Genomic DNA, 14,779 nt, shown 5'->3' with positions numbered 1-14,779 from the left:
TAATACAGGTTGTCTTCATAGGACAACCTTCTACTTTTTTAGAGGGGAAAATTCCAATAATTATCAATTAATGAAGAATGCCCATGCATTTCGGAGCTGCGCTTTTCTTATTTTGTTGGGTGAGGAGGAACACTAATGCAAGAAGATCAAATACGGCGGGATAGATTTCAGCTTTTATTAGAGCAAGTTGCAATGCCTGAAAGTGTTAAAACGGCTGTAAGTGATGGGAAAATTGAAAAACTTGAAGTTTTTCAATCAGAAAAAAAATGGAGGTTTACCCTCTCACTTCCCTCCGTCTTACCATATGAAACATTTGAATTGTTTACAAACACAATTGTTAACGGTTTAAAGCACATTGCTTCCGTTGAAATTCTATTATCTTATCATGATGACGTTCATTTAGCTAAGCATATACCGACCTATTGGCCTTATTTCGTAGAATTACTACGTTCAAAAACAAATGGATTGATTAAAAGACTGCAAGAGCAAACACCAGTTGTCGAAGGTAGGAAAGTAATCATATCTGTGTTAAACCAAACTGAGGCAGAAATGATTAATCGTCGAGTAGCTGAACCACTACAGGTTGCTTTTGAAAAAATTGGTTTTGGGCGTCTCCTCGTTGAATCAGTTGTTAAAGAGTCGAAGGAACTGATTGAGAAGTTTGAGGAGCAAAAAAAGGAAGAAGATCATTCAAAAGTTGTTGAAGCAATGATTGAAAAGCAGAAACAGCAAGATAAAGCCAAGGAAATGGGCGATGTTACTTCTATTTCCGTAGGTTCAAATATAAATAATAATGATATTCGCCAAATTGATACAATCTTTGAGGAAGATAGAAAAGTAGCCCTACAAGGGTATGTCTTCTTTGCCGAAACAAGGGAACTTAAAAGTGGTCGTACTTTACTAACCTTTAAGATAACAGATTATACCGATTCATTACTCATAAAGATGTTTTCAAATAGTAAGGAAGATGAACAAGTATTTGGACTTATTAAAAAGGGAATTTGGGTGAAGGTCAGAGGTGACATTCAGTACGATACATTTGTTAGGGACTTAACGATGATGGCTAGGGACATCCAGCAAGTTACGCCAAAACAACGTGTTGATAGGGCGCCAGAAGGGGAAAAGAGAATAGAATTTCATCTCCATACACCCATGAGTCAAATGGATGCAGTAACTTCTGTCTCTAAATATGTAGAGCAAGCTAAAAAATGGGGACACGAAGCAATTGCTGTAACAGATCATGCAGTTGTACAAGCTTTTCCCGAAGCATATTCTGCAGGTAAACAGCACGGGGTAAAAATACTGTATGGTGTAGAGGCAAACCTTGTTGATGATGGAGTACCTATCGCTTATAATCCACAAGACCGTGACTTACTGAATGAAACCTATATTGTATTTGACGTTGAAACTACTGGTTTATCAGCAGTTTACAACACGATTATTGAGCTTGCAGCTGTTAAGGTCAAAGACGGAGAGATTGTAGATAAGTTTGAGGCCTTTGCAAATCCTCATGAGAAGCTTTCACCATTGATTATTGAATTAACAGGTATTACTGATGACATGGTAGAGAGTGCTCCAGATATTGAAGAAGTAATTAAGGATTTTCATGAGTGGATGGGGGATGATGTTCTCGTTGCTCACAACGCTAGCTTTGATATGGGGTTTATAAATGCGGCTCTAACGAAAGTCGGGTACGAAAAGGCGACAAACCCTGTCATCGATACGTTAGAGTTAGGGAGACTACTATATCCAACATTTAAAAACTACCGATTAAATACACTATGTAAGAAATTCAATATTGAACTAGTTTCTCACCATAGGGCCATTTACGATGCTGAAGCAACGGGACACCTATTATGGAAAATGGTGAAAGATACTACTGCTAAAGGCATTCTTAAGCACTATGAATTAAACGAGCAGACATCAAAGGACGATTATAAAAAGCAACGACCAAATCACTGTATTATCATTGCGAAAACAAAGGAAGGCTTAAAAAATCTATATAAGCTTATATCTTACTCCCATATTAATTATTTCTTCCGTGTTCCAAGGATACCGAAATCTGTTTTGTCCAAATATCGTGAAGGTTTAATGATTGGTTCAGCTTGTGATAATGGGGAAGTATTCGATGCAATCATGCAGAAGCCTATTGAGGAAGTAGAAGAGATTGCAAGTTTTTATGACTATTTAGAAGTACAACCCCCGAGTAATTATAATCATTTGATAGAAAAAGAAATTGTTAGGGATGATTTAGCCTTAAGAGATATCATCAATAAGATGATTGAACTAGGCGAAAAGCTTGGGAAAAAAGTGATAGCTACAGGAAATGTACATTATCTAAATAAAGAGGATCATATCTATCGTAAAATTTTGATTGCCTCCCAAGGTGGAGCAAATCCATTGAATAGGACAAGCTTACCTGAAGTACACTTCCGAAGTACAGATGAAATGCTTGATTGTTTCAGCTTCTTACCTCAGGAAAAGGCAAAAGAACTAGTCGTAACGAATCCTAAGATTATTGCTGATCAGATTGATGAGATTAAGCCAATACCTGATGATCTTTACACACCTAAAATTGAAGGTGCAGATGAGGAAATGCGGGAAATGTGCTATAGCCGTGCCCGCAGCATCTATGGAGAAAATTTGCCTGAGTTGGTGGAAGCACGTTTAGAAAAAGAATTAAATAGTATCATTACTAATGGATTCTCCGTAATTTACTTGATTTCACAGAAACTTGTAAAAAAATCATTAGAAGATGGCTACTTAGTTGGTTCACGTGGGTCGGTTGGGTCAAGCTTCGTCGCAACAATGACAGAAATTACAGAGGTAAATCCATTACCACCACATTATGTATGTCCAGATTGTAAGCATTCTTACTTCTTTAATGACGGTTCTGTTGGTTCTGGGTTTGATTTGCCTGATAAGGACTGTGAAAAATGTGGCGCAAAATATAAAAAAGATGGACATGATATTCCTTTCGAAACGTTCTTAGGGTTTAAAGGGGATAAAGTACCTGATATTGATCTAAACTTCTCAGGTGTATATCAGTCAGTAGCTCATAATTATACAAAGGAGTTATTTGGAGAAGATTACGTGTATAAAGCAGGAACAATAGGTACGGTTGCGGAAAAAACTGCATATGGGTTCGTAAAAGGATACGAGGATGATCATTCTTTACAATTACGTGGGGCAGAGATAGACCGATTAGTTTCTGGGTGTACTGGTGTTAAACGAACCACAGGACAACATCCAGGGGGAATCATTGTAGTCCCTGATTATTTAGATATATATGATTTTACTCCGATTCAGTATCCAGCAGATGATAACGAAGCACAATGGCGAACAACGCATTATGACTTCCATTCGATTCATGATAATTTATTAAAGCTTGATATTTTAGGACATGATGATCCTACCGTTATTCGTATGCTGCAAGACTTAAGTGGAATGGATCCAAGTGATATCCCTGTAGATGATCCTGAAGTTTTTAAAATTTTTGGAGGTACAGAATCACTCGGTGTGACAGAAGAACAAATTATGTGTAAGACTGGAACGTATGGTATACCTGAATTTGGTACACGTTTTGTAAGGCAAATGTTAGAAGAAACAAAGCCAACTACTTTCAGTGAATTAGTTCAGATTTCTGGTTTGTCACATGGAACAGACGTGTGGTTAAATAATGCTGCTGACCTCATTGCTAACGGAACGTGCGTGCTAAAAGATGTAATTGGATGCCGTGATGATATAATGGTTTATTTAATATATAAAGGGTTAGAACCATCTCTCGCATTTAAAATAATGGAATTTGTGAGAAAGGGGAAGGGTCTCCAAGAAGATTGGATTGAGGAGATGAAAAAACATGATGTACCGGATTGGTATATTGGTTCATGTCTAAAGATAAAGTACATGTTTCCGAAGGCCCATGCTGCTGCATATGTTTTAATGGCTGTTCGGATTGCTTATTTCAAAGTTCATCATCCAATCTTATTCTATGCAGCCTATTTCACCGTAAGGGCAGATGATTTCGAAATGGATACTATGATTCGAGGATCTGCTTCTATTAGAAAAAGGATAGAAGAGATTTACTCAAGGGGACTTGATGCCACACCGAAAGAGAAAAGTGTAGTTACAGTATTAGAATTAGCACTTGAAATGTGTGAAAGAGGCTTGTCATTTCAGAAGGTGGATCTGTATCGATCTAGCGCAACGGAATTTCTAGTGGACGGAAATAGTCTCATTCCTCCTTTTAACTCGTTGACAGGTGTCGGAACTAACGCTGCCATCAACATTGAAAAGGCAAGGAAAGATGGAGAGTTCTTGTCAAAAGAAAACTTAAGGGAACGTAGTAAAATAACTAAAACAGTGCTTGAAACTTTAGATGACCATGGATGTTTAGAAGGTCTTCCAGATTCAAATCAACTATCATTATTTTAACAAGAAGACTGAAAATCCTTATATGATACGCAATTTGCATGGATTCATGGTTTATGTTATAGTTAGATGGAAATACTGGAATAGAGACGGCACAAGGAGTGGGGTTTTATCCCACTCTTTCTTTTGTAAAAAGATAAAGTTTTCACATAAATACATAGATGACGACATGATAATTAGGGAATAATATTCTATAATACATAGCCAATCGTTCAGTGTTTTAAGGAGGGAACAAAAGTGTCAAGTAATATTAGGGAAACAACAGAAGAACTTTTGACTCCTATTTTAGCCGACTTATCTCTAGAATTAGTCGACGTGGAGTTTAAAAAAGAAGGGAAAAATTGGTACCTTCGTGTATATATCGATAAGGAAGATGGCGTGGATTTAGATGACTGCACAGCAGTAAGTGAGCAACTTAGTGAAGCATTGGATAAGCAAGATCCTATAGAGCAAGCATATTATCTTGAAGTATCTTCACCAGGTGCAGAACGCCCATTAAAGAAAGAAAAAGATCTATTACGTGCAGTAGGAAAGAATGTTCATGTTACAACTTATGCACCTATTGATGATGAAAAGGTGTTTGAGGGGAAACTCGTTGAATTCAGCGACAACATTCTAAAAATAGAGATTAAAGTAAAAACAAGAAAAAAAATAGTTGAAATTCCTTATGATAAAGTAGCTAAAGCAAGACTTGCGGTTATTTTTTAATAAATGAAAGGGGGAAAAGCATTTCATGAATAGTGAATTTATGGATGCATTAACAAGTATTGAAAAGGAAAAAGGTATTGATAAAGAAGTTATTCTCGAAGCCATTGAGCAAGCTTTAATAACTGGTTATAAAAGAAACTTTAACTCTGCACAAAATGTAAGGGTAGATATTGACCGTGGAAGCGGTATGATTCGAGTTTTTGCAAGAAAGCAAGTTGTGGAAGAAGTATTTGATGCTCGATTAGAAATATCACTGGAAGCAGCAAAAGCAATTAATCCTCAATATGATGTAGATGACGTAGTTGAAATTGAAGTAACACCAAAGGATTTTGGAAGGATTGCAGCCCAAACTGCAAAACAAGTAGTGACTCAACGAGTGAGGGAAGCTGAGCGCGGAATCATTTACTCTGATTTTATCGATCGTGAAGAAGATATTATGACAGGTATTGTTCAACGCCAGGATCACCGCTTTATTTACGTCGATTTAGGACGAGTGGAAGCATTAATGCCATTAAGTGAACAAATGCCAAATGAAACATATCGTCATAATGATCGAATTAAAGCTTATATTACAAAAGTTGAGAAAACTACGAAAGGTCCGCAAATCATGATTTCAAGAACACATCCAGGCCTGTTAAAAAGGTTATTTGAACTGGAAGTACCAGAAATCTTTGATGGAACGGTGGAAATTAAATCTGTTTCACGAGAAGCAGGTGATCGTTCTAAGATCGCTGTCCATGCTGAAGATACGGAAGTTGATCCAGTTGGGTCTTGTGTCGGACCTAAAGGTCAGCGTGTTCAAACAATTGTAAATGAATTAAAAGGTGAAAAGATTGATATTGTTCGTTGGTCTGAAGATCCTAAAGTTTTTGTAGCCAATGCCCTTAGTCCTTCTAAGGTATTAAAGGTAACAGTAAATGAAGAAGAGAAAATGACACAAGTAATTGTGCCAGATTATCAGTTATCTTTAGCTATTGGTAAAAGGGGTCAGAATGCAAGACTAGCAGCTAAATTGACTGGTTGGAAAATAGATATTAAGAGTCAATCTGATGCTGAAGAATTAGGTCTATATGATCCAAACGAAGTAGAAGAAGATGAAGGGTGGACCTCTATTGAATCTGCTGACGATTGGGATGTTGTAGACCAATTCGAAGATGAAAAATAAAATATAAAGTGTAGTATAGGGGTGGTTTAAATGGCAGGAAAGAAGAAGACACCACTTCGAAAGTGTATTATGACAAATGAAATGAAGCCAAAAAAAGAACTCATAAGAGTGGTCCGCACTCCAGAAAAAGAGATTGTGATTGATCACACTTCTAAAAAGTCTGGACGAGGCGCATACATTTCAAGTAATGAAGAAGTAATTCTTGAAGCAAAAAAGAAGAATGCTTTTTCAAGACATTTAAAAATGGATGTTCCTGAATATATATATGAACAGCTATTAGAAGAAGTAGCAAAGGGAAAAATATGATGAGTAGCACACCATGGCTAAATTTATTAGGACTTGTTTACCGTGCAAAAAAACTAGTAACAGGTGAAGAACTTGTTATTAAAGCAATCCAGCACAAGAAAGTTTACTTAGTTATCGTATCCGAGGATGCGTCTGATAATACAAAGAAAAAAGTTTTAAATAAATGCGAGTTTTACCAAATTCCAGTTGTGGTAAAGGGAGACCGTACTTCTATTGGAAATGCAATTGGTAAAGCCGAAAGAGTAGTAATAGGTATTGAGGATCCAGGATTCGCTACAAAGTTACGATCAATAATTGAATAATTTCGTTTTGTGTCACACCCTATTTTAGGATGTGCGTAACGGAAGCGGGAGGTAAGTTTATGAGTAAAATGCGTATTTATGAATATGCCAAAGAGAAGAACGTAACTAGCAAAGAAATAATTGATCGATTAAAAGAAATGGGGATAGAAGTTTCTAATCATATGAGTGTAATTACAGATAAAACCATCCAACAACTAGAAGGTAAGCAAACAAAAGAAAAACAGTCGGAAACACCAAAGCAGCAGTTTAACCAAAAGAATAAAGGAAATGAAAAGTCAGGAAATAATACAAATAACAAGGCTGGGAAACGTAAAGACGACAATAAAAAGAACAATAAACGAGGAAACCAGCAAAAGCAAAATCAAAAGCAAAACCAAAATCAAAATCAAACTCAACAGAAGCAGGAGTCTAAGGCTAATGTTGCAGAGACACCTTCAAAAATCATATATACTACTCCTATTACAGTAGGAGAGTTTGCTGAGAAAATTAAAAAAGAACCATCTGAAATAATAAAAAAATTAATGTTTTTAGGTGTAATGGCTACAATAAATCAAGAGCTTGAGAAGGAAGCGATTGACTTATTAGGGGATGAATTTGGAGTGGAATTGGAAGAAGAGGTAGTCGTTGATGAAACGGACATTGAAAATTTCGAAGAACAGGATGACCCTGCTTCTCTAGAGGAGCGCCCGCCAGTTGTAACTATCATGGGGCACGTTGACCACGGTAAAACAACTCTGCTAGATAGTATTAGACATACAAAAGTAACTGCTGGAGAAGCAGGTGGAATAACACAGCATATCGGTGCGTACCAAGTAGAGGAAAGTGGTAAGAAAATTACTTTCTTAGATACACCTGGTCACGCTGCTTTTACTACGATGAGAGCTCGTGGTGCTAAAGTAACGGACATTACGATTCTTGTTGTAGCTGCAGATGATGGTGTCATGCCACAAACTGTAGAAGCAATTAACCATGCGAAGGCTGCGAATGTTCCAATAATAGTTGCAGTTAATAAAATCGATAAGGAAGCAGCAAATCCTGATCGTGTGATGCAAGAATTAACAGAACATGGTCTTGTATCTGAAGCTTGGGGTGGAGATACAATTTTTGTAAATGTATCTGCATTAAATGGAAGCGGTATTGATGAACTATTAGAAATGATTTTACTTGTATCAGAAGTGCAAGAATTAAAGGCAAACCCTAACAGAACAGCACGTGGGTCAGTTGTAGAAGCTGAGCTTGATCGTGGACGTGGACCTGTTGCAACCCTATTAGTACAATCAGGTACTTTACACGTGGGGGATCCAATTGTTGTAGGTAATGCATTTGGGCGTGTAAGAGCAATGGTGAATGATTTAGGTCGTCGTGTGAAAACAGCAGGGCCATCTACACCAGTTGAGATTACAGGGTTAAACGCAGTTCCACAGGCTGGTGACCAATTTTTAGTTTTTGAAGATGAAAAGAAAGCACGTCAAATTGGTGAAGCAAGAGCCGTTAAACAACGTGAAGCAGACCGTCGCGAAACGTCTAAAGTTAGCCTAGATGATCTCTTTGAGCAAATACAGCAAGGGGAAATTAAAGAAATAAACGTTATTGTGAAAGCGGATGTTCAAGGTTCTGCGGAAGCGATGCGAGGTTCTTTAGAAAAAATTGAAGTTGAAGGTGTTAAAGTTAATATTATTCATACTGGTGTAGGTGCTATTGCTGAATCAGATATTATCTTAGCTAGTGCATCTAATGCGATTGTAATTGGCTTTAATGTTCGTCCTGATGTGAATGCGAAGCGTACAGCGGAAGAAGAAAAAGTTGATATTCGTTTACACCGTGTTATTTATAATGCAATTGACGAAGTAGAGTCTGCAATGAAAGGGATGCTAGACCCTGAATATCGTGAAAAAGTAATTGGCCAAGCAGAAGTACGACAAACGTTTAAAGTTTCAAAAATTGGTACTATTGCTGGTTCTTACGTAACAGATGGAAAAATTACAAGGGATTCTACTGTTCGTGTCATTCGCGATGGCGTCGTTGTCTTTGAAGGGGAAGTAAATGCTCTAAAACGCTTTAAAGATGATGTGAAAGAAGTAGCGCAAAACTATGAGTGTGGTATTACGATTGAAAACTTCAATGATGTTAAAGAAGGAGATATCATCGAGGCGTATATCATGGAGGAAATTAAGCGTTGATCATAGGGACGATAACGGTGGAAGCGGTATTGTACAATGCACAATCCTTAAAGGAAAAGCGGTCCGTCATAAAGAGTATCGTAACAAGAGCTAAACAATATAATGTTTCCATTATTGAATCCAACCATCAAGATGTATGGCAACGAACAGAATGGACGATTGTTTCTGTTGGAAGCTTGAGAACACAGGCGGAAAAAGAGCTTAAACGTGCTCTTTCCATCATCGAAACAAATTCAGATCTTGAAGTGACAAACATTACATGGGAATGGTATTAATCTGACAGTAGTCAAACATCGACAGGGGTGTTATAAATGAGTAATGTTCGCGCCAACCGTGTAGGTGAACAAATTAAGAAAGAATTAACTGATATTATTCAACGGGAGATTAAAGATCCTCGTATTGGTTTTATCACTGTTACTGCAGTTGAAGTTACTGGAGATTTGCAGCAGGCAACTGCATATATAACAGTTTATGGGGAAGATGATCAGCGTTCTAAAACTCTAGAAGGTTTAAGGAAAGCAAAGGGCTTTATTCGATCTGAAATCGGTAAACGAATTCAGTTGAGAAAAACTCCAGAGCTTGAATTTAAGTTTGATGAGAGCATCGAACGTGGTAATAGGATTGAAGAACTCCTAAGAAAATTAAACGAAGATAAATAAGAACGAATCAAAGGGGTGGATGGCGTATCTATCCCTTTTTTTTGGTTGAAAAAATAAAGAGGGTGAAAATATGAAGGATGAAATTTCAGGTGTACTGCCACTTTTAAAACCAAGAGGCATGACTTCGTTTAAAGCTGTCCAAGAGGTGAAAAAAATTTTTCGAACAAGGAAAGCTGGTCATACTGGTACATTGGACCCTGATGTTGATGGGGTCTTACCAATTTGTTTAGGACGAGCAACGAAGATTGTTGAATACTTAACTGCGGATAGGAAGATATATGAAGGGCAAGTGACGATAGGTTCATCCACTATTACAGAAGATGCCTCTGGTGAGATAGTTTCTGAAAAAAAAGTTGATCGTGATATTACCAAGGAAGAGGTATTAGAAGTACTCTCAAAATTAACAGGTAAAATTACGCAAGTACCACCTATGTATTCTGCTGTTAAAGTGAAGGGAAAGAAACTCTATGAATACGCGAGAGAAGGTAAAACTGTCGAACGTCCGAAACGTGAAGTAACAATTTATGAACTTTCTTTGGAGTCAGATATAGAGAAGACTGGCGATGGAAAGGTTCATTTCCGTTACCGAGCAGTTTGTAGTAAAGGAACATATATCAGGACGTTATCAGTGACTATGGGTGAACTGCTCGGCTATCCAGCTCACATGTCAGATCTGACTAGAACAGCATCTGGAATGTTTCCTATTGAAGAATGTATTTCATTAGATCAATTAAGGGAATTTGACGAAAATGAACTAAGTAAATGTCTTATTTCTATAGAAAATGCCCTTAGTACATTTCCCAAAAAAACAGTGGACGAAATAACAGAACAAAAAGTAATGAACGGTGCCGTATTACCTCAAATCATGGACGAATCAATGATCGCTCTGTATAATCAACAGGGAGAATGTTTAGCATTGTATCAAAAGCACCCCAAACGGGTAGGGATGATGAAACCAGCTAAAATGATTAAATCCGTACAATAGTACAGAAGTAGTTGAGGTGGCAAGTTTGGAGACAGTAATAATTAAACATCCTTTTAATAAAAGGGATTTTCCTGAAATGGTAATTGCATTAGGATTTTTCGATGGTGTACATAAAGGACACCAGGAAGTTATTTTAACAGCAAGAAAAGAGGCGGAAAAGCGTCAACTTAAATGTGGAGTGATGACTTTTTTCCCACACCCAAAAGAAGTTTTACGTAAGGTGGAAGAAGTGCAATACTTAACTTCCCTAGAGAAAAAAGAAGAGTTAATAGCTAGTCTAGGTGTAGACTATCTATTTATTGTTGAATTTACTAAAACTTTTGCTGAATTAAATCCACAACAATTTGTTGACGGATATTTAATAGATTTTAATGTTAAACATGTCGTTGCAGGGTTCGACTATTCGTATGGCAGGCTTGGAAAAGGGACAATGGAGACTTTGCCTTTCCATTCACGTAATAAATTAAGTTATACAGTAGTGGATAAAGTAGAGGACAATGGCCGTAAGATTAGTTCTACTAACATACGTCTTGCACTTGACGAAGGAGATATTCAACTAGTTAATGATTATTTAGGTAGAACTTATGAAACGGAAGGGACCGTTATACAAGGAGAACAACGAGGACGAACAATCGGTTATCCAACTGCGAATATCAAATCCACTGGGAGAACTCATCTACCTACTACAGGTGTTTACGCTGTAGAACTGAAGATCAAAGGTCAGTGGAGACATGGGGTTTGTAACGTTGGTTATAAACCAACGTTTCATGACAAAAAACAATTAGGCCTATCAGTCGAAGTGCATGTCTTCGATTTTTCTGGGAACATATATGGAGAAGATGTGGTAATCAGATGGCATGGAAATATCCGCTCTGAAAAGAAGTTTCAGTCAGTAGAAGAGTTAATTGAACAGATTAATAATGACGTCATAGTGGCAAGAAAAATCCTTAAAAAACAAGAAAAATCAACATCTGTTTACAATAACACTTGAAATTGTTCTTGAAACCTAGTATGATTACTATGTTAAACCGTTGCTTGGCGTAACGATTCACCAACGTTCGCTCGGCATATGGGGATATCTTTGAAGGAGGTGGAACGGATGGCATTAACACAAGAGCGTAAAAATGAAATCATTCAAGATTTCAAAACTCATGAGAATGATACTGGTTCTCCAGAGGTACAAGTAGCTATCCTTACTGAGCAAATTAACACACTTAACGATCATTTACGTACACATAAGAAGGATCACCATTCACGTCGTGGTCTTTTAAAAATGGTTGGTCAACGCCGTAACCTACTTACGTATTTACGTAATAAAGACGTTACTCGTTACCGTACGTTAATCGATAGACTTGGTCTACGTCGATAATCAAGGAAAGCGGGAGTCATCCCGCTTTTTTTATATGGTTAAAACAAAGCTAATTTAAGTAATAAATTTACATAATATATGTTCTTGCAACTTAAATAAGGAAAGTTGCTGAGACCGTAGTAAGCGAGTTTGCGTAGGTCTCAGCTACACCATTATTTGAATACTCGCATCCAGTTGTTGAGTTAGTTACTAATTACTATATAAACTTTCTCAGTGGGCCTCTATATATCATAAAGGAGGCTAACCAGCCGCAGTGGAACATATTTAAAATAAATGACTATATATATGAATAGAATTTATACTCAGTTCTATTTTTAATGGTTTGTATTTCCTATTAAAGGTTTTTTTGATATGATATTAGTTAGGGTTGTAAAATGGAACAACTTTCCTTTCTATCCAATAGGGAATTTTCATTTTTATAACTACAGCATGTTTAGTACATAAAAATAAGCCAACAATAATCATAATAGGATAAGATTATAAGGACGAGAGGGGTACACGCAAGATGACACAAGAAAAACAATCGTTTTCAATGGAATGGGCTGGCCGTACATTGACCTTTGAAGTAGGTCAATTAGCGAAACAGGCAAATGGCGCTGTTATGGTCCGATATGGAGACACAGCTGTACTATCTACAGCAACGGCCTCTAAAGAACCAAAGGATTTGCCTTTCTTCCCATTAACAGTAAACTATGAGGAAAGATTATATGCAGCTGGTAAAATACCAGGCGGATTTATTAAACGTGAAGGTCGTCCAAGCGACCATGCTGTATTGACTAGTCGTTTAATTGACCGTCCAATACGCCCACTTTTTCCAGATGGTTTCAGAAATGATGTACAAGTTATCAGTATCGTGATGAGTAATGATCAAGATGCAACCTCTGAGATGGCAGCAATGCTTGGTTCATCCCTTGCATTATCCATTTCTGATATTCCATTTGATGGACCAATTGCAGGTGTAACAGTAGGAAGAATTAATGGAGAGTTTATTATTAATCCAACTCCTAGCCAATTAGACCAAAGTGATATTAATCTTGTCGTTGCCGGTACAAAAGAAGCAATTAATATGGTAGAAGCTGGTGCAGAAGAAGTTCCAGAAGAAACAATGTTAGAAGCTATTTTGTATGGTCACGAGGAGATTAAACGAATTATTGCTTTCCAAGAAGAGATTGTAGCAAAGGTTGGCAAGGAAAAAATGGAAGTTCAGTTAAAGCTTGTCGATAGTGAGCTAGAATCTGAAATTAGAGAAAAGGCAATGGAAGACTTGAAAACGGCTGCTTTAGTGGAAGAAAAGCATGCTAGAGATGCTGCGGTGAAAGAAGTTTTTGATCGAATCATAGAAGGTTATGTTTCTGAAGAAGAAGACAGATCGTCAGAAGCGAAAGAAGTATTGGACAAGCTCTTTAAAGAGACTGTTCGAGTGTTAATTACTAAGGATAAAATTCGTCCAGATGGTCGTAAGCCAGAAGAAATTCGTCCTTTAGCATCAGAAGTGGATATTTTACCAAGGACACATGGTTCAGGGTTGTTTACAAGGGGACAAACACAAGCCCTAAGCATTTGTACTCTAGGTGCTCTAGGTGATGTGCAGATTTTAGATGGATTAGGAATTGAAGAGTCTAAGCGATTTATGCACCATTATAATTTTCCATCCTTCAGTGTTGGAGAAACTGGGCCAATTCGTGGACCTGGCCGAAGAGAAATTGGTCATGGTGCATTAGGGGAGCGTGCTTTAGAGCAAGTTATTCCTTCAGAGGATGAATTCCCATACACCATTCGATTAGTATCTGAGGTATTAGAATCAAATGGTTCTACATCTCAAGCGAGTATCTGTGCAAGTACGCTAGCAATGATGGCAGCAGGTGTTCCAATAAAAGCGCCAGTAGCAGGTATCGCTATGGGACTTGTGAAGCATGAAGATGATGTAACAGTGTTAACAGATATTCAAGGTATGGAAGATGCCTTAGGAGATATGGACTTTAAAGTAGCTGGTACTGCTAAAGGTGTTACTGCACTACAAATGGATATTAAGATTTCAGGTATTAGTCAGGAAGTATTAGAGCAAGCATTGGATCAAGCGAAAGATGGTCGAATGAAGATTCTAGAAAGCATGCTTTCAGCTATTCCTGAATCCCGTAATGAATTGAGTCAGTATGCACCAAAAATTCTTACGATGAAAATTAATCCCGATAAGATCCGTGACGTTATTGGGCCAAGCGGTAAAATGATTAATCAAATCATTGAAGATACTGGGGTAAAAATTGATATTGAGCAAGATGGTCTTGTCTACATTGCTTCTGCAGATAATGAAATGAACTTAAAAGCAAAGCAAATTATTGAAGATATTATCCGCGAAGTGGAAGTTGGACAAACTTACTTAGGTAAAGTAAAACGAATTGAAAAGTTCGGTGCTTTCGTAGAGTTGTTCAAAGGTAAAGATGGTTTAGTTCACATATCACAGTTAGCAAAAGAACGAGTAAATAAAGTGGAGGATGTTGTCTCCATTGGTGATGAAATTATGGTAAAAGTAACTGAAATTGATAACCAAGGCCGTGTTAACCTGTCAAGGAAAGCCTTATTACCAGAAGAAAATAAATAAACACATAATAAAAAACGAAAAGACTGGGGCTCCCCAGTCTTTTATAAGTTCATCCAATTGATTACTTACGTTCTA

Annotated in this window: 12 protein-coding genes; all 12 read left to right on the top strand. The window is 37.3% G+C overall.

The features are described 5' to 3' along the window. Positions 1-135: 135 nt before the first annotated feature. The 12 genes from BW724_RS13200 (at position 136) to pnp (ending at position 14,704) form a co-directional block, all read left to right on the top strand. Positions 136-4,434 carry a PolC-type DNA polymerase III gene (locus BW724_RS13200; protein WP_088075658.1) on the top strand — a complete coding sequence of 1,433 codons (4,299 nt, stop codon included), beginning with the start codon at positions 136-138 and terminating at the stop codon, positions 4,432-4,434. Positions 4,435-4,668: 234 nt separating this feature from the next. Next, on the top strand, positions 4,669-5,139 hold the full coding sequence (gene rimP / locus BW724_RS13195; RefSeq protein WP_088075657.1) for a ribosome maturation factor RimP: 471 nt from the start codon (positions 4,669-4,671) through the stop codon (positions 5,137-5,139). 25 nt (positions 5,140-5,164) lie between these two features. Further along, the gene (nusA, locus tag BW724_RS13190) at positions 5,165-6,304 is read left to right on the top strand and encodes a transcription termination factor NusA (protein WP_088075656.1); all 1,140 of its coding nucleotides are present in this window, start codon (positions 5,165-5,167) and stop codon (positions 6,302-6,304) included. A 30-nt stretch (positions 6,305-6,334) separates the two neighbouring features. Beyond that, positions 6,335-6,610: an RNase P modulator RnpM gene (rnpM, locus tag BW724_RS13185; protein ID WP_088075655.1), complete on the top strand. Its 276-nt coding sequence runs from the start codon at positions 6,335-6,337 to the stop codon at positions 6,608-6,610. Continuing rightward, positions 6,610-6,912, top strand: a complete 303-nt coding sequence (locus BW724_RS13180) for a YlxQ family RNA-binding protein (RefSeq protein ID WP_088075654.1) — start codon at positions 6,610-6,612, stop codon at positions 6,910-6,912. The genes rnpM and BW724_RS13180 overlap by 1 nt, the downstream gene beginning before the upstream one ends. Before the next feature lie 59 nt (positions 6,913-6,971). Next, positions 6,972-9,092, top strand: a complete 2,121-nt coding sequence (gene infB / locus BW724_RS13175) for a translation initiation factor IF-2 (RefSeq protein ID WP_088075653.1) — start codon at positions 6,972-6,974, stop codon at positions 9,090-9,092. Then, positions 9,089-9,367, top strand: coding sequence for a DUF503 domain-containing protein (locus tag BW724_RS13170; RefSeq protein WP_088075652.1), 279 nt, complete (start codon positions 9,089-9,091; stop codon positions 9,365-9,367). Before infB ends, BW724_RS13170 begins: the two co-directional genes overlap by 4 nt. 36 nt (positions 9,368-9,403) lie before the next feature. Beyond that, the gene (gene rbfA, locus BW724_RS13165; protein WP_088075651.1) at positions 9,404-9,751 is read left to right on the top strand and encodes a 30S ribosome-binding factor RbfA; all 348 of its coding nucleotides are present in this window, start codon (positions 9,404-9,406) and stop codon (positions 9,749-9,751) included. Between the two features lie 82 nt (positions 9,752-9,833). Then, entirely contained in the window at positions 9,834-10,736 is a 903-nt protein-coding gene (gene truB / locus BW724_RS13160; RefSeq protein WP_140355093.1) for a tRNA pseudouridine(55) synthase TruB, read from the top strand. 25 nt (positions 10,737-10,761) lie between these two features. Then, the gene (locus BW724_RS13155) at positions 10,762-11,727 is read left to right on the top strand and encodes a bifunctional riboflavin kinase/FAD synthetase (protein WP_088075649.1); all 966 of its coding nucleotides are present in this window, start codon (positions 10,762-10,764) and stop codon (positions 11,725-11,727) included. Between the two features lie 108 nt (positions 11,728-11,835). After that, positions 11,836-12,105: a 30S ribosomal protein S15 gene (gene rpsO, locus BW724_RS13150; RefSeq protein WP_088075648.1), complete on the top strand. Its 270-nt coding sequence runs from the start codon at positions 11,836-11,838 to the stop codon at positions 12,103-12,105. Between the two features lie 505 nt (positions 12,106-12,610). Continuing rightward, the gene (gene pnp / locus BW724_RS13145; RefSeq protein WP_088075647.1) at positions 12,611-14,704 is read left to right on the top strand and encodes a polyribonucleotide nucleotidyltransferase; all 2,094 of its coding nucleotides are present in this window, start codon (positions 12,611-12,613) and stop codon (positions 14,702-14,704) included. Positions 14,705-14,779: the final 75 nt, after the last annotated feature.

This window comes from Litchfieldia alkalitelluris, from assembly GCF_002153425.1.
GTDB lineage: Bacteria > Bacillota > Bacilli > Bacillales > Salisediminibacteriaceae > Evansella > Evansella alkalicola.
This window is presented reverse-complemented; position numbering and strand designations above follow the sequence as displayed.

What these genes read in the sequence shown, in the direction of transcription:
- BW724_RS13200 (WP_088075658.1), top strand. Translation starts at nt 136, where the DNA reads ATGCAAGAAGATCAAATACGGCGGGATAGATTTCAGCTTTTATTAGAG.
- nusA (WP_088075656.1), top strand. Translation starts at nt 5,165, where the DNA reads ATGAATAGTGAATTTATGGATGCATTAACAAGTATTGAAAAGGAAAAA.
- rnpM (WP_088075655.1), top strand. Translation starts at nt 6,335, where the DNA reads ATGGCAGGAAAGAAGAAGACACCACTTCGAAAGTGTATTATGACAAAT.
- BW724_RS13180 (WP_088075654.1), top strand. Translation starts at nt 6,610, where the DNA reads ATGAGTAGCACACCATGGCTAAATTTATTAGGACTTGTTTACCGTGCA.
- infB (WP_088075653.1), top strand. Translation starts at nt 6,972, where the DNA reads ATGAGTAAAATGCGTATTTATGAATATGCCAAAGAGAAGAACGTAACT.
- rbfA (WP_088075651.1), top strand. Translation starts at nt 9,404, where the DNA reads ATGAGTAATGTTCGCGCCAACCGTGTAGGTGAACAAATTAAGAAAGAA.
- rpsO (WP_088075648.1), top strand. Translation starts at nt 11,836, where the DNA reads ATGGCATTAACACAAGAGCGTAAAAATGAAATCATTCAAGATTTCAAA.
- pnp (WP_088075647.1), top strand. Translation starts at nt 12,611, where the DNA reads ATGACACAAGAAAAACAATCGTTTTCAATGGAATGGGCTGGCCGTACA.